Origin of the sequence: Oceanobacillus sp. CF4.6 (assembly GCF_051262635.1) — a bacterium.
Taxonomy (GTDB): Bacteria; Bacillota; Bacilli; order Bacillales; family Amphibacillaceae; genus Oceanobacillus.
This window is the reverse complement of the sequence record NZ_JBIMEX010000004.1, coordinates 125,753-145,451: the sequence shown is the minus strand read 5'-3', so window position 1 is coordinate 145,451 and position 19,699 is coordinate 125,753. Positions and strand designations below refer to the sequence as shown.

Annotated in this window: 18 protein-coding genes and 2 riboswitches; of the genes, 12 read left to right on the top strand and 6 right to left on the bottom strand. The window is 38.2% G+C overall.

The window, feature by feature from the left end; translation table 11 throughout:
- Positions 1-3: 3 nt before the first annotated feature.
- The 11 genes from ACHABU_RS08840 to ACHABU_RS08790 all read left to right on the top strand — a co-directional run bounded on the left by ACHABU_RS08840 (position 4) and on the right by ACHABU_RS08790 (position 13,538).
- Positions 4-1,704 carry an extracellular solute-binding protein gene (locus ACHABU_RS08840; RefSeq protein WP_435764474.1) on the top strand — a complete coding sequence of 567 codons (1,701 nt, stop codon included), beginning with the start codon at positions 4-6 and terminating at the stop codon, positions 1,702-1,704.
- A 63-nt stretch (positions 1,705-1,767) separates the two neighbouring features.
- Positions 1,768-2,667, top strand: coding sequence for a carbohydrate ABC transporter permease (locus ACHABU_RS08835; protein ID WP_435764473.1), 900 nt, complete (start codon positions 1,768-1,770; stop codon positions 2,665-2,667).
- 18 nt (positions 2,668-2,685) lie between these two features.
- The gene (locus ACHABU_RS08830; RefSeq protein ID WP_435764472.1) at positions 2,686-3,567 is read left to right on the top strand and encodes a metallophosphoesterase family protein; all 882 of its coding nucleotides are present in this window, start codon (positions 2,686-2,688) and stop codon (positions 3,565-3,567) included.
- Positions 3,548-4,945 carry an MATE family efflux transporter gene (locus ACHABU_RS08825; RefSeq protein ID WP_435764471.1) on the top strand — a complete coding sequence of 466 codons (1,398 nt, stop codon included), beginning with the start codon at positions 3,548-3,550 and terminating at the stop codon, positions 4,943-4,945. The genes ACHABU_RS08830 and ACHABU_RS08825 overlap by 20 nt, the downstream gene beginning before the upstream one ends.
- Positions 4,946-4,947: 2 nt before the next feature.
- Positions 4,948-5,775 carry a histidinol-phosphatase HisJ gene (hisJ, locus tag ACHABU_RS08820; protein ID WP_435764470.1) on the top strand — a complete coding sequence of 276 codons (828 nt, stop codon included), beginning with the start codon at positions 4,948-4,950 and terminating at the stop codon, positions 5,773-5,775.
- A gap of 14 nt (positions 5,776-5,789) precedes the next feature.
- Positions 5,790-6,443 carry a YesL family protein gene (locus tag ACHABU_RS08815; protein ID WP_435764469.1) on the top strand — a complete coding sequence of 218 codons (654 nt, stop codon included), beginning with the start codon at positions 5,790-5,792 and terminating at the stop codon, positions 6,441-6,443.
- Between the two features lie 62 nt (positions 6,444-6,505).
- Positions 6,506-7,270 (top strand): DeoR/GlpR family DNA-binding transcription regulator, encoded by a 765-nt coding sequence (locus ACHABU_RS08810; protein ID WP_435764468.1) that lies wholly within the window; start codon positions 6,506-6,508, stop codon positions 7,268-7,270.
- Between the two features lie 380 nt (positions 7,271-7,650).
- Positions 7,651-9,774 (top strand): glycoside hydrolase family 3 protein, encoded by a 2,124-nt coding sequence (locus ACHABU_RS08805; protein ID WP_435764467.1) that lies wholly within the window; start codon positions 7,651-7,653, stop codon positions 9,772-9,774.
- 325 nt (positions 9,775-10,099) lie between these two features.
- Positions 10,100-11,227: an RNA-guided endonuclease InsQ/TnpB family protein gene (locus tag ACHABU_RS08800; RefSeq protein ID WP_435764465.1), complete on the top strand. Its 1,128-nt coding sequence runs from the start codon at positions 10,100-10,102 to the stop codon at positions 11,225-11,227.
- Positions 11,228-11,487: 260 nt separating this feature from the next.
- Positions 11,488-12,618 carry an NADH-dependent flavin oxidoreductase gene (locus ACHABU_RS08795; RefSeq protein WP_435764463.1) on the top strand — a complete coding sequence of 377 codons (1,131 nt, stop codon included), beginning with the start codon at positions 11,488-11,490 and terminating at the stop codon, positions 12,616-12,618.
- Positions 12,619-12,907: 289 nt separating this feature from the next.
- Positions 12,908-13,024, top strand: a riboswitch (SAM riboswitch).
- A gap of 61 nt (positions 13,025-13,085) precedes the next feature.
- On the top strand, positions 13,086-13,538 hold the full coding sequence (locus ACHABU_RS08790) for an OsmC family protein (protein ID WP_435764461.1): 453 nt from the start codon (positions 13,086-13,088) through the stop codon (positions 13,536-13,538).
- A 608-nt stretch (positions 13,539-14,146) separates the two neighbouring features.
- On the opposite strand, the gene queE is transcribed toward ACHABU_RS08790, so the two are convergent.
- From queE to ACHABU_RS08770, 4 genes are all read right to left on the bottom strand, one after another.
- Positions 14,147-14,875, bottom strand: coding sequence for a 7-carboxy-7-deazaguanine synthase QueE (gene queE / locus ACHABU_RS08785; protein ID WP_435764459.1), 729 nt, complete (start codon positions 14,873-14,875; stop codon positions 14,147-14,149).
- On the bottom strand, positions 14,868-15,335 hold the full coding sequence (gene queD / locus ACHABU_RS08780) for a 6-carboxytetrahydropterin synthase QueD (protein WP_435764457.1): 468 nt from the start codon (positions 15,333-15,335) through the stop codon (positions 14,868-14,870). The genes queE and queD overlap by 8 nt, the downstream gene beginning before the upstream one ends.
- Positions 15,335-15,997 carry a 7-cyano-7-deazaguanine synthase QueC gene (gene queC, locus ACHABU_RS08775; protein ID WP_435764455.1) on the bottom strand — a complete coding sequence of 221 codons (663 nt, stop codon included), beginning with the start codon at positions 15,995-15,997 and terminating at the stop codon, positions 15,335-15,337. Before queC ends, queD begins: the two co-directional genes overlap by 1 nt.
- Positions 15,998-16,080: 83 nt before the next feature.
- A riboswitch (PreQ1 riboswitch) is annotated at positions 16,081-16,125 on the bottom strand.
- 90 nt (positions 16,126-16,215) lie between these two features.
- Complete coding sequence (locus ACHABU_RS08770; protein ID WP_435764453.1) at positions 16,216-17,619, bottom strand: sodium/glutamate symporter; 1,404 nt, start codon at positions 17,617-17,619, stop codon at positions 16,216-16,218.
- Between the two features lie 212 nt (positions 17,620-17,831).
- On the opposite strand from ACHABU_RS08770, the gene ACHABU_RS08765 reads away from it, so the two are divergent.
- On the top strand, positions 17,832-18,344 hold the full coding sequence (locus ACHABU_RS08765) for a methylated-DNA--[protein]-cysteine S-methyltransferase (protein ID WP_435764451.1): 513 nt from the start codon (positions 17,832-17,834) through the stop codon (positions 18,342-18,344).
- A gap of 26 nt (positions 18,345-18,370) precedes the next feature.
- On the opposite strand, the gene ACHABU_RS08760 is transcribed toward ACHABU_RS08765, so the two are convergent.
- Together ACHABU_RS08760 and ACHABU_RS08755 are read right to left on the bottom strand one after the other, a co-directional pair.
- Positions 18,371-19,111, bottom strand: a complete 741-nt coding sequence (locus ACHABU_RS08760; protein WP_435764449.1) for a YqjF family protein — start codon at positions 19,109-19,111, stop codon at positions 18,371-18,373.
- A gap of 103 nt (positions 19,112-19,214) precedes the next feature.
- On the bottom strand, positions 19,215-19,352 hold the full coding sequence (locus tag ACHABU_RS08755; protein WP_435764447.1) for a hypothetical protein: 138 nt from the start codon (positions 19,350-19,352) through the stop codon (positions 19,215-19,217).
- Positions 19,353-19,699 lie beyond the last annotated feature (347 nt).

Below are 19,699 nucleotides of genomic sequence, written 5' to 3'. Positions count from 1 at the left end.
AATATGAAACAATCGCTTAGAAAATTAGTAGTAAGTATGGTATTGATGTTAGCAGCTTTCACATTGGTAGCCTGTTCAGATGATGCATCTGCAATTAAGACGGAAAAGCCTGAGGGTGCACCAGATACTTGGATTGCTGATCGAACGATTACAGGGCTTGTTTTTCAATCGGCAAACGATGCATCTGTCGATATGAACCCAGAAATTAAGGAATATATTAAAGAACGTACAGGGATTAATTTTGAATTACAAACGGTAACTGCAGATGATTCTACAGAAGCTTTAGCATCGGGTCTTGCAGCAGGGGATCTCGCAGATTTTACCGCGTTTTACTTGAATAACAGTGGAAGACCAGAAATGCAACTATTGTTAAAAGCTGCAAATGAAGGAATGTTTACGGACTTAACACCATTAATGGAAGATACGGAAATCTATTCGAAATATTTAGATGAAGATTATTTACCTGCTGACACAAGAGATAACATTATGTTTAGAGACGAATGGGACGGTGCTTCGTATCTTGTGCATATGGCAATTAACCGTGAAGGTGGAGATGCCGGACGTCCTACTGTCGGGGGGCTATATATTAAGAAGGACATCGTAGACGCACTTGGAATTGACCCACTTGAGGTCAACAATTCAGAAGAGCTGTATAATCTGGCAGTACAAATTAAAAATGAGAACTTCATAGATGATAATGGCACAGAAATTACCGTAATGGGACCAACAGCATGGGGTGGTTCTGACCGCGATTGGTTATACAATGATCTTGTTTGGACAGGCACCAGTGGAGAAAAGTTCATGAAGAATGATGATGGAGAAATCTTACATGAGGCACAAACGGATTACGGAATCAAACGTGTAGAATACGTTCAGCAATTAATGAATGAAGGATTAATGACGCCCGAGTATTATACGATGGAAGAAACAAGAGCAAAAGAAGGCATCGTAAATGGTTCATTTGCTATTGTCTCTGATATGCATAACTATATGCCAGAGAATAATGATCTAGCCTATATTCCACTTGGACCCATTGAGCGTGTGGATGGAACGAATGACATGGTTATCCCTTATAAATCTGGATATGCAGGATGGGCAATTCCAACGACAACGGAACATCCAGAGCATATCATGCAATTTGCTGATTGGTTAGCAAGTGAAGAAGGAAAACGACTCTATTTCTATGGTCTAGAAGGAAGAGATTATGAGTTAGACGAGCAAGGGAACCCAATTGTGAAACAAGAGGTTCTAGATTTATTAGAATCCAATCCAGAGGAAGCGAAAAAACGCGGTTTCCGTGGTGTAGGTGCTTATTGGGGCGAACATTTAGGATATACAGATATGGCTAATGAGGCTGATTTCGGTGAATTAGAATATGGATCTAGTGTAGTGAAGGAAGATACATCTGCAGCAACCAAAGCGCTAGAGTTGTATAACTATGATGAGAGATTAGAAAATGCAAGAGTAATTGACGGTATGACGGTTCAGTCCTTCCTATATGAATTTGAAGGAGACGATGGTAATTTAACAACTGCATTCAATCGATACAATGAAGATATGCTACGTGCGTATTATGCGAAGACACTAGAAGAAGCAAAAATTATTCTTGATGAATCCCTTACGAATTTAGAAAACAATGGATTAAACGAGTTTCTAGACTTCGTTGAACAAAAAGAAGCAGATGGTATGACAATCAAATTCTAAGGTAAAAACAGTGCCTCACCTATTCATCTGGGTAGGTGAGGCACTTAATAAGGAGAATAGCGTATGAGTGACAGCATGGCAGGCACTAAATTTATGAAAATAGTAAATATGACATTGATTGTTTTATTAAGCTTAACGATTATTCTACCATTTATGCATGTTCTAGCAATCTCATTTAACAGTGGTATTGATGCACAAAAAGGCGGTATTACCTTTTGGCCACGTGAATGGTCGATTGAGAACTATATTGAAGTATTTAAACAAGAAAATTTAATGAACGGATTATGGATTTCTGTCTTCCGTACAGTGGTAGGGACAGTGATTGGTGTAGGCCTAATGGCTATGGCGGCATATGCTTTAACGATAAAAACGTTACCAGGTAGAAAATATATTACGTTCTTTGTTTTCTTTACGATGTTATTCAGTGGTGGAACAGTACCTTATTATTTAGTATTGAACGAGCTCAATCTAACGAACACCATTTGGGTTTTCATCATTCCAAGCTTGTATAGTGTGATCCATATTTTGTTATTCAGAACATCCTTTAGCCAATTACCATTTAGTGTCATTGAAGCGGCACGGATTGACGGCTGTAGTGAATTTAAGATTTTCAGAAGTATTGTCTTGCCGATGAGTAAACCAGTGCTTGCAACCATTAGTTTATTTACTGCTGTAGATCACTGGAATGATTGGTATTCAGGTTCGTTCTTTATCAGGGATCCTTTATTAAAGCCATTAGCAACGCTACTTCAAGAGATGCTAACGAGACAAGCAGCATTATCTGATATTCTACTACGCTCTTCAGGAACTCAGGCCTATGCGCAACTGGATAAAGTGACGGTAACAGGAGAATCTCTGCAAATGGCAACGATCATTGTTGTGATGATTCCAATGGTACTTGTTTATCCATTTATTCAAAAATACTTTGTAAAAGGAATTACATTAGGTTCTATTAAAGAATAATCAACAGAGGTGAAAGTAATGAAACTAACATATCGAGAAGACGGCACATTTAATATTGTTCAATTAACTGATTTACATATTGGTTCCATTCCACATCATGAGGATGATTATAAAACATTTGCACTAATTGACAAAGCATTCGAGAAGCTCGATGCCGACCTCATTGTAATTACGGGAGATTTAATTTGGAGTGAAGGTGTACCGAACGCGGATAAGGTTTTCAAGGAATTATTACAACGAATCAATAATCATGACATTCCCGTTGCTATTACATACGGAAATCATGATTCAGAAGATGAATTCACAAGATCTTCCTTAAGGGAAATGGAAAGCGGATTGGATCATTTTGTCGAGAAGAAAAATATATGTATTGTAGATGATCGAGAAAGTTATACCATCGAAATCTATGATCAATCTGGTGAAACTGTTAAAAATGTATTGTATGTTATTGATTCGGGGGCTGATGCACCACTACTGATTGGCAATTATGACTGGGTTCACCCGGAACAGGTAAATTGGTTCCGAGAAGTTTCTAAGCAATACAAAAACGTAGAGGCTGGGCAGTCGGATTTAATCTTTATGCATATTCCACTTCCCGAATACTGGCAGGCATCTCAAAATATTTTGTCAGGTGAATGCAATGAAACAAATGATATGATTTCTGCACCATATATAAATACTGGATTATTCGCATCTGCGGTTTTGAATGGGCAAATTGCTGGTGTGTTTGTTGGACATGACCATGATAATAACTTTGTTGGCGAGCATTTTGGTATAAAATTGGTATATGGTCAAGTTAGTGGCTACCAATGCTATGGTGATTTGGAGCGAGGTGCAAGGCTCATTCAATTGACAGTCGAGGGGATGGAGACGAAAACGATTGTTGAATCCGACTTCTGAGTTAATCACGGACAAAAATAAAGAAGCAACTTCCATACCCAAATTTAGCTTGTTGTTTATCCCGATATTAATGGAACAATTTTTCAGCTTGTTGCTAGGCAATGTCGATGTACTCATGCTCAGTCAGTACAGTGATGAAGCCGTTGCAGCAGTTGGACTTTCCAATCAAATTCTTATGGTTGGCTTGATGATACTTGGGATTGTTTCGTTAGGAAGCTCAATCCAGCTTATGCAATTAATCGGGTCACCAAGAAAATCGTATATCAAATCTATTATTCGACATTCCGTTTATTTAAATATAGTAATATCTCTTGGATTAGCTATCATCTTTATTGTCTTTGGCAGGACGATTCTATCCTGGATACAAACACCAGCACAGTTGCTAGACGGTGCATATGTATATTTAATGGTCGTTGGAATTAGTCTTGTTTTCCAATCATTAATTACAAGTATGAGTACGATCCTCCGTTGTTTTACATTTGTGAAAATGGTGATGGCAATCTCCATCATTACGAATATCATTAACATTATCGGTAACTATATTGTTATTTTATCGCCATTAGAATTTCTTGGTACTGGGATTCAGGGTGTTGCTACATCAACAATTATTGCGCGTCTCATAGGAGCAATTTTATTTATCATCTATTTTATTCGGCTTTTGCCAAATTATCTCTCATCATTTAATACAATGAAGCTGGAGAAAAAAACGATTCAGTCTATATTTAAACTAGGTTTTCCTTCCGCAATGGAGAATGTTTCCTATACGACTTCACAATTGATTATTACGGGGATTATCGCGATATTTGGAACAGCAATGGTCACATCGAAAATATATACACAAAATATAACGGCAATCATCTTCACTCTCGCTGCATCCATATCACTGGCGAATCAGATAATCATTGGGCGTTATCTCGGAATGGATTTGAAGAAAGAAGCTAAAGAAACGACAAATCAATTGATCTTTAAATCAGTTGGCATAGCTATTCTTACTGCAACGATGCTTGCCTTATCAAGCTCATTTATCATTCCGATTTTCACCGATAATCCGCACATCCAGGAAATGGTATTCATGTTAGTATGGATGGGAGTCCTGCTTGAGCCAGCACGCATGGTAAACGAAATTATAATTGGTGCACTAAATACTGCCGGAGATGTGAAATTTCCTACGATGGTGAGCATCCTCGTTACTTATTTATTTACTGTTCCGATGAGCTTTCTAATTGGTGTCTATTTTGGATACGGACTTGTCGGAGTATGGATTGTATTTATTTTAGATGAGTGGATAAGAGCGATTATCTTGTATATTCGGTGGTCCAGTGAATCATGGAGAGAGATTCGTATTTTTGATAGCAATGAATTAGTAAAAGGAGAATAGCAATGAAAAGGGACGGTCATACACATACAGAGTTTTGTCCTCATGGTTCAGGGGAGGACGTTGAACCTTTTATCTTAAAAGCAATTGAATTGGGCTTTACAGATTATAGTATAACGGAACATACACCACTTCCAAAAGGCTTTAAGGATCAAGCATCCGGTGATGAGGAAGCGATTATGACCGCGGGAATGAGCCTAACAGACGTAGACTATTATCTTAAAAAAATGCATCAGTTAAAAAAGAAATATGAACAGGAAATTAACATACATGTAGGCTTCGAGGTTGATTATTTAACAGGGTTTGAAGATGATACGACTGATTTCTTAAATGAATATGGAAAACTCATAGATGACAGCATTTTATCTTTACACTTTTTACAAGGAGCGGGTGGCTATCGTGTCATTGATTATAGCCCGGAGGATTATCAGAATGGAATGATTCATCACTATGGAACATTTCAAAAAGCACAGGAAAAATACTTTCAGACTTTACTACAACTCGTCGACGCTGACTTAGGTATCTATAAACCGAAGCGGGTAGGACATATTACACTCTGTCAGAAATTCCAAACCTTCTATAAAGATGAGGAAACGCATTTATCAGCGGAGTCGATTTTGTTAATCGATAAATTGTTAGAGAAGGTAAAGAAAAATCAATATGAATTAGATTTTAATACGGCCGGAATGTTTAAGCCTTATTGTGGGGAGCCATATCCATCGCTACAGATTATGAAAAAGGTGAAGGAAATGGAGATTCCCTTTGTCTATGGATCGGATGCACACCATGTTACGGATGTAGGAAGAGGCTATCAAGCTTATAAAACATTATAGAAAGAGGAATGAGCATGCAGGATATAGGAAATAAGATGAATCATGTAGGAGAATGGGTGTATCGCCTGCTCATATTAAACTTCCTTTGGGTCGGTTTCACGCTGTTAGGTCTCGGTATATTGGGTATATTTCCAGCAACCCATGCACTGTTTGCAGTACTTCGTAAATGGCTGATGAACAAAAAACCCGTCAAAATGACAAAGGATTTTATGTATTACTATCGAAATGACTTTTGGAAAAGTAATGCACTAGGGTATGTTATTGTACTGATTGCAGCAATTCTTTGGATCGATTTTCGCTATTTTATGTCGATTACTAGCTTTGGAATGTTCGTATTGGGGCACTTTATGCTTTTATTCTTTGTCTTTTCACTTCTTTCGCTATTCATCGTATTTCCTATTTTTACACATTCCGAGCTATCGTTTATGCAGTATGTAAAAAATGCATTGATTTATCCGTTTACCCATCTTGGAACAATGATTTTACTTGCTGTCTCTCTTGGGTTGTATTATTTTATCGTATACCAAGTACCTGGGTTCATTCCCTTTCTAGGAATTAGTTTTCCTTGCTTCGTAATTATGAAAATCATACTTCCAACCTTTCAGAAAAAGGAACAAAAAGTTAAAGGTTGGTTTAAAGGTCAAAAAGATACGCGTATCTATTATTAGTAAAATGGTGGGAGTATCTTGTAAGATTGAATAAGACAGGTAAATAGGTAAGGGGGAGACAAGTGAATAAAGAAGAGCGGCATTTGCAGATTCTAAATCAATTAGAAAGCCAAGAGAAGATTTGGGTGGCTGAGTTAGCACAAGCACTTGATGTTACCCCTGAAACCATTCGAAGGGATTTAGCAGAACTTGAAGTAAATGAACAACTAACACGTATTCACGGTGGGGCAGTACCGTTTATCCAGACTCAAAAGGAAATGATATTTGAAAAGAAAATGTCCGTACATATTGACGAGAAGAAGCAAATTGCCAAAAGAGCTGCAGCAATCATTCAACATGGGGAAACAATAGCTATCGATGTTGGGACAACGACTGTGCATATTGCGGATATGCTTGACAATGTGCAAGGATTAACTATTGTCACGAACTCGTTAAGTGCTGCAAGCCGATTTAATTTAGCAATTGAAGAACAGCGGATAACAGGACAGATTATCATGTTACCTGGGATCACAAATCCATATCAAACTTCTGTGAAAGGTGCCTATACGGTTGAATTTTTGAAACGATTTAGTTTTAACCGTGCCTTTATTTCATGTGGCGGGGTAACAAACTCCTCAATCTATGATTTCGATATGGATGAATCGCTCGTCTCCGAAGCAATGATTCACTGCAGTCAAGAATCGATCCTGCTTACCGATGCATCTAAATTGGATAAGAAATCATTATTTGAAATAGGACCATTAACGAATATATCTAAAGTGATTTGTAATGAGGCTAAGCCGAGTCATTGGTATGAGAATGGGTACGAGTGGATTGCAGTCGAATGAGGGGAAATTTGACGAGGCATAACAGATGGCGTGCCGAGGAGATAAATCAGGGATACAAGTGGAAAAAGCAATTATAAGAGAGCGATTTTAATAGAAGTGAAGCTAACTAAGAACTTTCTAAGTTAGCTTTTTTTATTTCCATAATCAAGAATTGGGATAATAATTGATGACTTCAAATATTATACTAAAATAATTAATCATTGATTCTAAAGTTTCTCATATTTATTTAGCTAGATACATTAATCATATATTTGTCTTGAAACTACGTTTGTTTATCTACCCAACAAATTATTACACATTTTAGTCATTTTACTGTTATAATTGTAGTGTTAAATAAAAGAAAGCGCAAACAATAGATAGTATATAGAGGAGGCAATAAAGTGGAATATAGTAACAAGCAACCAGAATTAGAAGTCAAAACAAAGAAACTCATTGAAGAAGATGGTCTGAAATTTAAAGATTTGAATGGAGACGGGAAACTCGATCCATATGAAGATTGGCGCCTGAGTCCAAAAGAGCGTGCAGAGAACCTTGTTTCCTTAATGAATATCGATGAGAAGATCGGTATGATGCTGATTAACTCACGTAAAATGGGACTTTCTCAAGAGGACAAGAAAAAAACAAGTCATGATGGTGTGTTAGATGAATCTATTGTGGAAAAAGGGGAAACGATCTTTGCCACATCAAAAGTATATGGGACAACACATACGATTGAGAATAGAAAGTTAAGACATTTCATTTTAAGAGACAACTTTAGCCCAGCTGAAATGGCAGAGTGGATAAATAAAATGAATGAAGTTGCTGAAGGGACCCGCTTAGGTATTCCTGTCTTGATCGCATCGAACTCAAGAAATGAACATGCAGAACCTGTTTTTGGTATGAACGATGCAGGTGGAATTTTCTCCACATGGCCTGGAACCTTAGGACTTGCAGCCGCAGCACAGGGAGAAATTAAAGATGGTGGAGATGCATCACTTATTAGCGAATTTGCTAAAATTGCCCGCGATGAGTGGGATGCAACTGGAATTAGAAAAGGTTATATGTATATGGCGGACACTGTTACAGATCCAAGATGGCAGCGGACGTACGGTACGTTTGGAGAAGATCCGGAATTTATTTCGGATGCAATTGGTCGCCTGATTGATGGATTCCAAGGTAAAGCGTTAGGGAAAGATAGTATTGCAATGACAACGAAGCATTTTCCTGGTGGCGGAGCAAGGGAAAATGGATTTGACCCCCATTATGAAGAAGGAAAGTGGAATCTATACCCAACTCCAGGGAGTTTAGAGAAATATCACTTACCACCATTTAGAGCAGCAGTAGAACATGGAACATCGTCCATTATGCCATATTACTCTATTCCAAGTATCAAGAAAAGTGTGGTACAGGAGTTCGAGGGGAAAGACATTCCATTCGAAGAGGTAGGCTTCACATTTAATCAATATTTCATCAATCATATTCTTAGGGAAAAACTTGGATTCAAAGGCTATATCAATAGTGACAGCGGTATTATCAATAATATGAGCTGGGGCGTTGAAAGCTTGAGTGAGGCCGAACGTTTTGCTAAAGCGGTTAATGCTGGGACAGATATTGTTGCGGATACAAATGATATTGAGAATCTTAAACTAGCCATCAGCAAAGGATGGATTAGTGAAAACCGTATTAATGAAGCGAATGAGCGACTGCTTACAGAAATGTTTACGTTAGGTCTTTTCGATGATCGTACGTATAATTCACCAGAATCGGCTACCACTGTAATTAGTAACAAAGCTAATTGGGATGCTGCATATGAGGGCCATAAAAAATCTGTAACCATTCTTAAAAATCAAAACGAAACATTACCACTAACAGCGGAAAAGCTTGACGGTAAGAAAGTTTACGTGGAAGTATTACACAAGGAAGAAGAACGGGCAACAGCATACACGGAAAAGGCAAGAAAAGAATGTCTTGAGCTTGGTCAGTTTACGTTGACCGATAACTATGAAGAAGCTGATGTAGCGATTATGTTCTTACATCCAAAATCTGGTTCTTACTTCAATGCGACACCAGGACTATTAGAACTTGATATTTGTCAGGATAAAGTAGTATCCGCTTTGGATGGTTCATTGTATCAGGAAACTACCATAACAGGTATCAATCGTCTAAAAGAAGTGGCAGACAATGTTCGTAGTCGCGGTGGTAAAGTGGTTGTCAGTGTGAATGTGACATTACCATGGCTTCTTGGAAACGTGGAACCACTTGCAGATGCATTAATTGCTGGATACGATACTTTCTATAATGCACAGTTTGAAGTTATCGCAGGCAATAGCCAACCAGTAGGTGTTCTTCCAATGACACTACCAGCAAGTGAACAAGTAATTGCTGTTTATCAGAATGGTGAAAGTGTGTCAAGAAATGATGTACCAGGCTATGACAAGGACAAGTATATGCCTGAAGGACTTAGCTATGCATATAAAGATAGTGACGGAAACGTTTATACACTAGGTCATGGATTAAGGTATTAATTGAAGTAAAATTATTTATGTGTTACAGATACATTCTTTAACATTATAAGAGGTCATTACTCAGATTGTTAGACCTGAGAAATGACCTCTTTTTTTGCATGGAAGTAGCCAGTTTTTTTCGAGTTGAAAAAAGTTCATTTATTTGGGCAAAATAATTTCAGAGAATTATTGCTTTTTTAACAGCATTCCGAAAGAAGTCTCCCTTTTCAAGCCTGTACCGGGCTGCGCCTAAGGCTAAGGGGGAGATGAATTTCGGTTTGCGATAGCAAAAACACTTGCACTTTAGAAACATACGTTCTATAATTAGGTATAGGAGGTGCAAATTATGTTGCTGAATCAAAAATACGAAATTTATCCTTCAGACGAACAAAAAGAACAACTGGATCGTTGGATTTCTTATTGTCGTCAGGCCTATAATTCTGCACTTCTGGATAAACAACGAAAATATAAGCAATCTAGAGAATCATACACACGCTTTGCTATGCAAAAGCAATTAAAGTTAGATAAAAGTAGTAAGCCTTTTCTGAAAGAAATACCTTCTCAACCATTACAAGAAGTATTCATTCGATTAGATAAGGCCTTTGTAAAATTCTTTCGAAAACAAGCAAATTATCCAAAGCTTAAGAAATACAAAGATTACAACAGCATGACTTTCCCACAATTTGGCTTCAAACCAAACTCACATCATCGCTACGCAGCATCTTTTGCCACGAATGGAAATCTACAACTTTCAAAACTAGGTCAAATACCAATTCATTTACATCGTCCGATAGACGGAACGATCAAACAACTCATTATAAAACGACAAGGAACACGCTGGTATGCTATTTTTAGTGTCGAAAGGCAAGTATATCCAGCACCAATCAACAGAGACCTTGTAGTTGGGATTGACGTTGGGTTGGATAAATATGCCGTTTTATCCGATGGTAAAAGCTTTGATAACCCAAGATTTTTTCGTCAAACAGAAAAGAAGTTGAAACGAGCACAAAAGAAGCTTTCCCAACAAAAGCGAGGCTCAGCCAATTATAAGAAACAAGTCATCAAAATCCGTAAGCTTCATGAAAAAGTAGCTAACCAACGAAGAGATACCTTACATAAATGGAGTTACAATCTAACGAAATACTATTCCGTTATTGCAGTAGAAAACTTAAACATTCGAAATATGGTAAAAAACAAACGTTTAGCTAAGTCCATTTCTGATGCAGGATGGGGAATATTTCGCAATATGTTATCTTACAAATGTGAAAGGAATGGTGGATTACTTATCAAAGTCAATCCAGAATTTACGACCCAAGATTGTTCTGAATGTGGTACGCGTGTGAAAAAATCCTTATCCATCCGCACGCATGTTTGTAAAAGCTGTGGAACTATCCTGGATCGTGATTACAATGCCAGCCTAAATATTTTGCGTAAAGGGTTAGAGCAATTAGATCAAATGTTAGTGATGGACTAATCAATAAAAACTGTAGGGCAAGGTTGTGTCCGAACAGTATAATCAAAGCCTGTGGAGACGATGTCAGCCATCTTAGGAAACCCCTTCGATGCAGTGGTCTGTGAAACAGGAAGCCCCATCTTCAAGCATTCGGAAAGAATGATACGGTGGGGTCATTCACGTAGTTCATTTTATTTCCATACATTCAAAAAAGATGCTATTCTGATTGAATATTCATTTAAAATAGGTGGAATCTAATTATCATATAATGGAGGAAAATCATGCAAACTAAATATACAGCGTTACTTGAGTCTTATCAATTACCAAATGGAATCGAAATAAAAAATAGAATGATGATGGCACCGATGACAAATTACTCATCCAATCCAGATGGCACTGTGACCGATGCAGAAGTAGCATATTATGCCCGACGAGCGAAAGGTGTGGGTGCTGTTATTACAGCAGTTGCAAATATCACACCAGGTGGGAAGGGTTTTCCGGGTGAGATTGGTTGTGACCGTGACGAATTAATACCTAGTTTAGCACAACTTGCTAAGAGCATTAAGAGCCAGGGAGCGAAAGCAATTTTACAAATTTTTCATGCTGGAAGAATGAGTCCTTCTGACCAAGTTCCAGATGGGGATGTCACAGCACCAAGTAATATTCCGGCAGAACGCGCGGGAACGCTTGGAGTAGTACCAAGAGAATTAACGGAGACAGGGATCGAAGAAATTATTGAAGCGTTCGGCCAGGCGACGCGTAGAGCGATTGAAGCTGGATTCGATGGTGTTGAAATTCACGGTGCAAATGGATACTTGATCCAGCAATTCTTTTCTCCACATGCCAACAGACGAGAAGATCAATATGGTGGTAATATAGAAAAAAGAATGACATTTCCGTTAGCAGTTATTGATAATGTACAACATGCTGTGAAAGAATATGCGAATGCTCCTTTCATTGTCGGTTACCGCTTTTCCCCAGAGGAACCGGAAACCCCTGGTATTACGATGGGAGATACGCTACAGCTCGTTCATGTACTGTCAGATAGAGGACTTGATTATCTACATGTATCATTGCAGCACTTCTGGTCTAAGGCGAGAAGAGAAGCCGATACATCAAGAACGCGTATCGAATTACTTTTGGAGACAATCAATAAACGGGTGCCACTAGTAGGAGTCGGATCGCTCTATACAGCAGATGACGTAGCGGAAGCAATGAAGACAGGAATCGAATTTATTGGACTTGGTAGAGAGCTTCTAATCGATCCAGAATGGGTACAGAAGATCGAAAGTGGGAATGAAGCAGATATTAATACGACTCTTGATTTGAATGGCAAGGAAGCGTTGGATTTCCCAGATCCATTTTGGAAAGTTATTACATCTGTTCCAGGCTGGGTTCCTGGGGTGGAATAACCTTTCAAATATAAATACAATAAAAATTAAGGCGCAGAGAATTAAATTCTCTACGCCTTAATTTTTATTAGTGCTATTATGCTAATTGTTTAATAAAGTAGCGATTTGAGGATGGCATTAGTGAACTTGCACCAAATATTTAAGTGAGTTAATTCACAAACAATACTCTTCGTTTTAACAATTTTTTTCTGTCTGTTCATAAATTAGAAATATTTAGTGCATTGACTATTTAAAATAATGTGATATTATATATAATAATTCCGATGTAAATAATAAGCATTAAAATCACTTCTTATAAGAGAGAGGGAGGGACTGCCCCCGTGAACTCTCGGCAACCAATTCAATGCTTCTTTTCAGATTGAACCCGATGCCAAATTCAGAGGGATTCTGAGATTCCGGATGAGAGGAACTAGCAAAATGAATTTATAATTAATATAAATTACCAATGAAAAAGGAGAGATTTTAAAATGGCAATTACAACAGTGAGTGCGAAAACGGTTTTAAAGGAAAATGTGTTAGTGGAAGCCGAAGCTAGAGGTCACAAAGTTATAGTAGATGAACCTAAAAATTTAGGTGGTACAGATCAAGGGATGAATCCAGTAGAGTTGCTACTTTCTTCATTAGGTGCATGCCAATCAATTGTTGCTAGAACTTATGCTGAAAAGTTTGAGGTTGATCTTCAAAACTTTTGGGTCGAATTAGAAGGGGATATTGATCTGGATGGATTCTTTGGTAAATCGGATGTACGACCAGGCTTTTCCGATATTCGTTATACGTTCCATATTGAAACAAATGCTCCTGAAGAGAAAATACAGGCATATAAGGAATTTATTGAAGCCCATTGCCCTGTGGGAGATACCATTGCAAATCAGGTAAATCTATCCTCTTCAAAAGTAGTAATAGAAACCCCAGTTAAATAGAATGGTTAGGTGGGGACTGCTTCTTTAGTAAAATAAGGAACTATCGATTGATAGTTCCTTATTCTTATTTTACCCTTGTGCCAGGTTGTTTAATAAAGATAAGTTACTTTTCAAAAACACCTTTAATATTATCCCATCCATAAACAAGTTCAATGAGTTTCTTTCCTACAATTTTTACTTCTACTTTATCTATTACTTCCACCCAGTGATTCATAGAATAATCTCGATTCATTATCTTCTAATACAAAAACAAGCATTGTATTTATTCCTACAGTCTCAAATGACCGCCTTGTTTAATTATTACCCCCGATAGGACAATTTGTCGAAATAATCCATTCACAAGCAAAACCGCAGTGATATTTACAATTTTACTGCGGTTTTTTATTGATATAAATTGATTTATCACTCTTTGTAAATCAAACTATTTTCATGGGAATTTCCTGCTATTTGATATACTTAAGCTAACTGAATGGATTATTAAACAAGTTCAGAAAAGTGTTCTTCATAAATCTGATGAATGACCATACAAGGAAAAAATTCAAGAGAAAGAGTTTATGAGATCTTCCTCTAATCAATATTTTTGTAGCCGAAAAACATAAAGCATTTAACTAAACACCACGTTTGTTCCCCCAGATAAGGGCATGAACTTGTGGAAGAACTCGAACATGATTCAGTTTAGTTGATGCAACAACCTTCTCAATCAGCCATTCATATTTGATTAAAAGTTTACTAGCAAGGTTAGATGCTTCACTTTCTACCAGGTCATCATTTCCAACCTGAAGGAAAAAGGGAACCTCTGGATATCGTTCATGCACCTTTTCTGCATAGGTTAAATCTTCATCATCAAAAATGACGACTTTTAAACTTGTATTTTTAAGCCGATTATTGATTTTTAAGTTTTTAATAATTAAATCAAGCGTTTCAAAATTTGTGTTCATCTTGGAGCTCGGCGGTTTAGGGGAAATTGTGAGATCATCGATTGCAAGGAACCAATCCTGCCAGCGGCTACCCTGTGTTTCCAGTGCCACTTCCATGTTTAACTCGTGTAATGTTTCTACTAGTTCATTTAGATTGGCTAAGAGTGCGGGATTTCCACCTGAAATGGTTACGTGATCAAAATGGTCTCCGCCTGTTTGTTTGAGCCGTGTCATAATTTCGTCGGTAGTCAACCTTTCAATCTCTTCTTTAGCACTGCCGTCCCAGGTAAAGGCAGAGTCACACCAAGAGCAACGATAATCACAGCCGGCTGTTCTGACAAACATTGTTTTTCGACCGACGACCATTCCTTCCCCTTGAATGGTTGGTCCGAAAATCTCAAGTATCGGAAACTTATTCATTTATCATCCACTCCCGTCTTGCCTCGGCATAGCTTGTCGGTGTTTCATAGAGTTTAACGAATTCTACTCGGCATTCATTTGATTTATCGAGAAGTGCTTTCTCCATCTCTTCATAAATCCAAACAACCATATTTTCGGCAGTAGTATTCATGTTTGGAAGGGTATCATTTAAATAACGATGGTCAAGGTGAATTTCAATTTGTTCTTTCCAAATGCTTTTAATTTCTCCAAAGTCGATGACAATGCCAATTTCGTTGGCAAACCCGCTAAGTCCAAAAATAACGTTGTATGTGTGCCCATGTAAGTTTTTACATTTGCCTTCATAGCAATGGAGGTGGTGGGCAGCATCGAAAGTGAATTCCTTACATACCAGAACACGTTTCTTATGGTATTTGAGCTCATGCTTTTTAATGTCTTTGTCTATTTTCTGCAAGTTCTCCACAATAGTAAATCCGTACATCAGGAATTCCCCTTCTTTTGCAGATAGTTATCCAGCCCATTTTTTCGCAGCTTACATGAAGGACACTCGCCACATCCCCCGCCACGAATTCCGTGATAACAGGTAAGTGTATTCTCGCGAACATAGTTAAAGGCACCAAGCTGGTCGGCAAGTTCCCAGGTTTCTGCTTTATCCAACCACATTAATGGTGTATGGATAACAAACGAATCATCCATCGATAAATTCAGTGTTACGTTTAGTGATTTAACGAATACATCACGGCAGTCCGGGTAACCGCTAAAGTCTGTTTCACAAACGCCTGTAATAATATGCTTTGCCCCAATCTGTTTTGCCAAAATGGTGGCAAAAGAAAGAAAGAGCAGGTTACGGCCTGGGACAAAAGTGGAAGGAAGGTCTCCATTCTCCCCATCTTTTACTTCAATTTCATCACGTGTTAACGCATTGGGAGCCAATTGACTTAAGAGCGACATATCCAAAACATGATGTTGTACATTCAGGTCAGCAGCAATTTCCTTTGCTACTTCGATTTCCTCTTTATGACGTTGATTGTAATCAAAAGTCACCAATTCAACGTGATCATACTTTTTTAAAGCCCAAAATAAACAGGTGGTACTGTCCTGACCACCACTGAATACGACGACAGCTTTATTATTTTTTTCCATAAAAAAATTCCCCTTTCATGATAGAAAAAGAGAATCCTACTCACCCAAATAAAAAAAACCATACTTATAAGGAAAGTACAGTTACATCCTTAGTTTTTTATAGAGGGTGTAGCTAGAACCTCTCCTGCAATAGTGCAGACTTTTTATAAACTTTTCCTTTTTATTATAGCATTTCTTTCATAAAAAGGGCCATATTTATCTACTATGGCCCTTTAACTTTAATTTTTCTTCTTACCAAAATAAAGTAAACCAACGAGCAAACCAATTACACACATGATTGCTGCAAAAACAAAGAATGGAATAGGACCGAATTGAAAGATTAGTGGAACAGATAATGCCGTTACTAATCCTCCACCAAGGAAGGGCTCAAACACGAGCTGTTTATAGCCGAAACCTTCAAAAGCTGGAGATTCCGCCTTCGGATCGGCAACACGCATCAAGAGTAAGCCAGTAGCGGTAATCCCCATCGATTGACCAAAATCACCGATACCTCTTTCAAGCCAATACGTAGGTATCATTCTTGGAGCGAGGACAAAGAATCCAATCACATTCCATGCAATACCAGTAATCGCAATGAGAAGAAATGGAATAAAGTTGTCTCCAATAACATCTAGTGATACCGTTCCTATCGCTGCTAATATTAGAATATCCAACGAAAATCCCTGAATACGACTAATCATTTGCCGATCGACTAGATATGCGTTGTCTACTTTGTTTAAGAATAGTTGTACGATTATTCCTCCAATCATTGCAAAAGGGAATAATGGAACATAGGTCATTAAATCTGAACCGAAGAGGCTTTCCTCAATCCATACGAACGATTGCAGTAAAATATAACCTGCTATAATTGCCAGGGCAATCACGGCAAAGTGAAAGGAAAGTGGCTCGATTGATTCCGGACGAACCGTCATTTTTGCTGCGGGCTCTCTATTCTCAAATTCCACAATTCCAGCCTTTTTTAAGGTGGAAAATTCTTCAACATCTCTAATGATTTCTGTTTTCTTTTTGCGTATTCCCCAGTTAATGATGATAATTCCTATAATAACCCCTGATAGAATACCAACCGTTGCTAATCCGACAGCCAAGTCATAGGCTTCTGGATATCCCATTTCTTCAAATGTCCCCTGTAGTCCTGCTGCTGTACCATGACCGCCTTCAAAAGATACTTCAATCAGCGCCCCGACCATGGGGGGCATACCAAAGAATGGTGTTAACACGAGCAGTGCCAACAGGATACCGACCACATATTGGCCCCAGCCAAGTGTCCAGCCAAAAGCAAGCTGTGGTCCACCAATTCGCCATATTTTTGATAGATTTGGAAGTATGGTCCCTAAGAACAAGGTTGCAAATACAACATTGATCATCAATCCAGGCAGTTCACTCCATACTTCTGTTGCAGCCGGAAACATTAGTCCAGTCGACCAAAATGACTGGTCTCCTATGTATGGTTCTAATACTCTGCCAAGTACTTGTGGACCAACAAGCAAAGCGATAAATCCACCGATGACGGAGGAAGGTAAAAATAAATTCTGCAGCCATTTCACACGAACCCTAATCCATTTCCCCAGTAAAAGAAATAATCCAAGGTATAAAAGGGCAAATCCAATCTCATTTGGGGTCATCTTACTACTCCCTTTCTAGAAATATAATTAATTTTTTCTTCCCTATATTTTTCCCTTTCAAACTAAAGCAGTTGATAAATCTTGGGGACAGGAAACTCGCACCGGAATAACCATGATTTTTCGGAAGAAGGTATCTGCGTCTAGCTTTCATTAATTGGCCCACTCGTTTAACATAATGTTATATAAATAGAACCAAAAAGGGGGGTGTAATCTTGAATGTTAATGAGAAGGAAACGATATACTATGATCAGCTATCAATGGATGGCTGGACTATGTATATTGCCACAACGGAGAAAGGTCTTTGCTTTGTAGGTTCACAAGCAGAAGGGTATGATGCAATGAAGGATTGGTTTGCTAGACACAGACCAAGAGCTGTATTGATTGAGGACTTAAATAAAGTGATAGTCTATAAGGAACAGTTAGTAGAGTACCTAAGGGGCGAGCGCAAAGTATTCGATTTGCAGGTAGATTTAATTGGAACAGAATTTCAAACTGCTGTATGGGATGAACTTCAGAAGATCCCATTTGGTGAGACAACATCGTATTCCAACATCGCAGAACAAATTAACAGACCAACTTCCGTAAGAGCTGTTGGAACGGCAATTGGAGCAAATCCTGTATTAATTGTTGTACCATGTCACCGTGTAATCAGTAAAAGTGGAAAAATGGGAGGTTATCGTGGTGGTATTTCAATGAAAGAGAGTTTGCTGCAACTGGAAAAATAGGGCTTCCAACAGGATTTCTTGGAAGCTCATTCGTCCACTTTTTTTATCGGCCAGAACAAGACGCGCCGGGAATAAGCATAATGAAAGATTGGGTTGCCAATTACAGTATCATCTGGTAAAAAGGGCATCATATCTTCAGTCTCAATATTAGCCTCCACATCGCAGATCTTCCACCGCTTATGATGAATATCTCCTCTGAATAAGAAATTGTTTCGATAGGTCCATAAAATATATCTTTCCAGCAGCCAATAATTCAGGCTGGATTTTTCAGGATAATAGGCCTCAGAAGTTGGCCGGTATGATCCTTTAAAAGAAGCATTCGATTTCCCTTTGCGGGTAGAATCAAAGTAAAAAATATCCTTCTTCTTTTTCATCTTCATGTTTGCGTAAAAATAAGGTAACGTGGCTACTCTTGCGCCGAGGACTGCAAGCAGTTTATTGGCATCCAGACTGAAGAAGTAAATTCCCTTTACCCCTTTTTGTTTTACATAGGTGCGAACATTCAACTCTAAATAGGAATGGAGAAAAGGAATTGGAGGCATTTTTCGAGGGCGCATATTATTTACTTTGAATGGAATGATGGTGATCCAAGCAGATCCGTCGTAGGTATCCAATACTAGCTCCATAGGAATATACTTATTGATTATGTCCTTAGGAACAGGCAAATGCATAAATAATAAATGATTCCATCTCTGGGTCGCTAACCAAGGACCATCAGGTAATGGATCGTCACGATGTTCTGTTTTTTGTAGGATATCTTTATACATATTCCCTCTCCTTACAGGTCAGTAATCGATCCCCATTATAGGGAAAGCCCGGGTATCTACCTGGGCTTGTTCGTTTAAAGAAAGTGCTTTTCTATAATCTCCCCTATTTACCATCTTTATTCTGCTTCGGCTTAGTATCACTTTCCTTTTGTGGTTCGATATCCTGTGCGGGATCTTTTTCCTTAACCTTTTGTTCAAGTGAATCGTCATTATGGTTCTGTTTATTGTTATCAGTTGTCATACTTTCACCTCCGAACGATTAATTAATGGGACATGGGGACAGGAAACTCATCCCAGAATGACCATGGCTTTGTGGAACTAGAAACCGCTGTTCTCGTGTCCCTCTAGATATGGTTAATAACCAGTTTTAATCGAAAACAAACATAGGTTGCAATTCCAGCAGAGTTTAGAAGAATATTAAATATTAGCACGGAAACGGAATTGTGCTTGTATGTAGAACCAAAAGTAAATGCTTTCGTGCTTAAGCCTGTTTAGAAATGACCATCATAAAAACCTCTCACTTTTTGACAGGAGCCACTGGGAACAGGAACCTCAGCCCACTTTTAAGTAGATTAATTGGGACCAGTG

Bases quoted from the DNA above. Each gene is read 5' to 3' on its own strand.
- ACHABU_RS08840 (WP_435764474.1), top strand. From the start codon at position 4: ATGAAACAATCGCTTAGAAAATTAGTAGTAAGTATGGTATTGATGTTA.
- ACHABU_RS08835 (WP_435764473.1), top strand. From the start codon at position 1,768: ATGAGTGACAGCATGGCAGGCACTAAATTTATGAAAATAGTAAATATG.
- ACHABU_RS08830 (WP_435764472.1), top strand. From the start codon at position 2,686: ATGAAACTAACATATCGAGAAGACGGCACATTTAATATTGTTCAATTA.
- hisJ (WP_435764470.1), top strand. From the start codon at position 4,948: ATGAAAAGGGACGGTCATACACATACAGAGTTTTGTCCTCATGGTTCA.
- ACHABU_RS08815 (WP_435764469.1), top strand. From the start codon at position 5,790: ATGCAGGATATAGGAAATAAGATGAATCATGTAGGAGAATGGGTGTAT.
- ACHABU_RS08800 (WP_435764465.1), top strand. From the start codon at position 10,100: ATGTTGCTGAATCAAAAATACGAAATTTATCCTTCAGACGAACAAAAA.
- ACHABU_RS08795 (WP_435764463.1), top strand. From the start codon at position 11,488: ATGCAAACTAAATATACAGCGTTACTTGAGTCTTATCAATTACCAAAT.
- ACHABU_RS08790 (WP_435764461.1), top strand. From the start codon at position 13,086: ATGGCAATTACAACAGTGAGTGCGAAAACGGTTTTAAAGGAAAATGTG.
- queE (WP_435764459.1), bottom strand. From the start codon at position 14,875: ATGAATAAGTTTCCGATACTTGAGATTTTCGGACCAACCATTCAAGGG.
- queD (WP_435764457.1), bottom strand. From the start codon at position 15,335: ATGTACGGATTTACTATTGTGGAGAACTTGCAGAAAATAGACAAAGAC.
- queC (WP_435764455.1), bottom strand. From the start codon at position 15,997: ATGGAAAAAAATAATAAAGCTGTCGTCGTATTCAGTGGTGGTCAGGAC.
- ACHABU_RS08770 (WP_435764453.1), bottom strand. From the start codon at position 17,619: ATGACCCCAAATGAGATTGGATTTGCCCTTTTATACCTTGGATTATTT.
- ACHABU_RS08760 (WP_435764449.1), bottom strand. From the start codon at position 19,111: ATGTATAAAGATATCCTACAAAAAACAGAACATCGTGACGATCCATTA.
- ACHABU_RS08755 (WP_435764447.1), bottom strand. From the start codon at position 19,352: ATGACAACTGATAACAATAAACAGAACCATAATGACGATTCACTTGAA.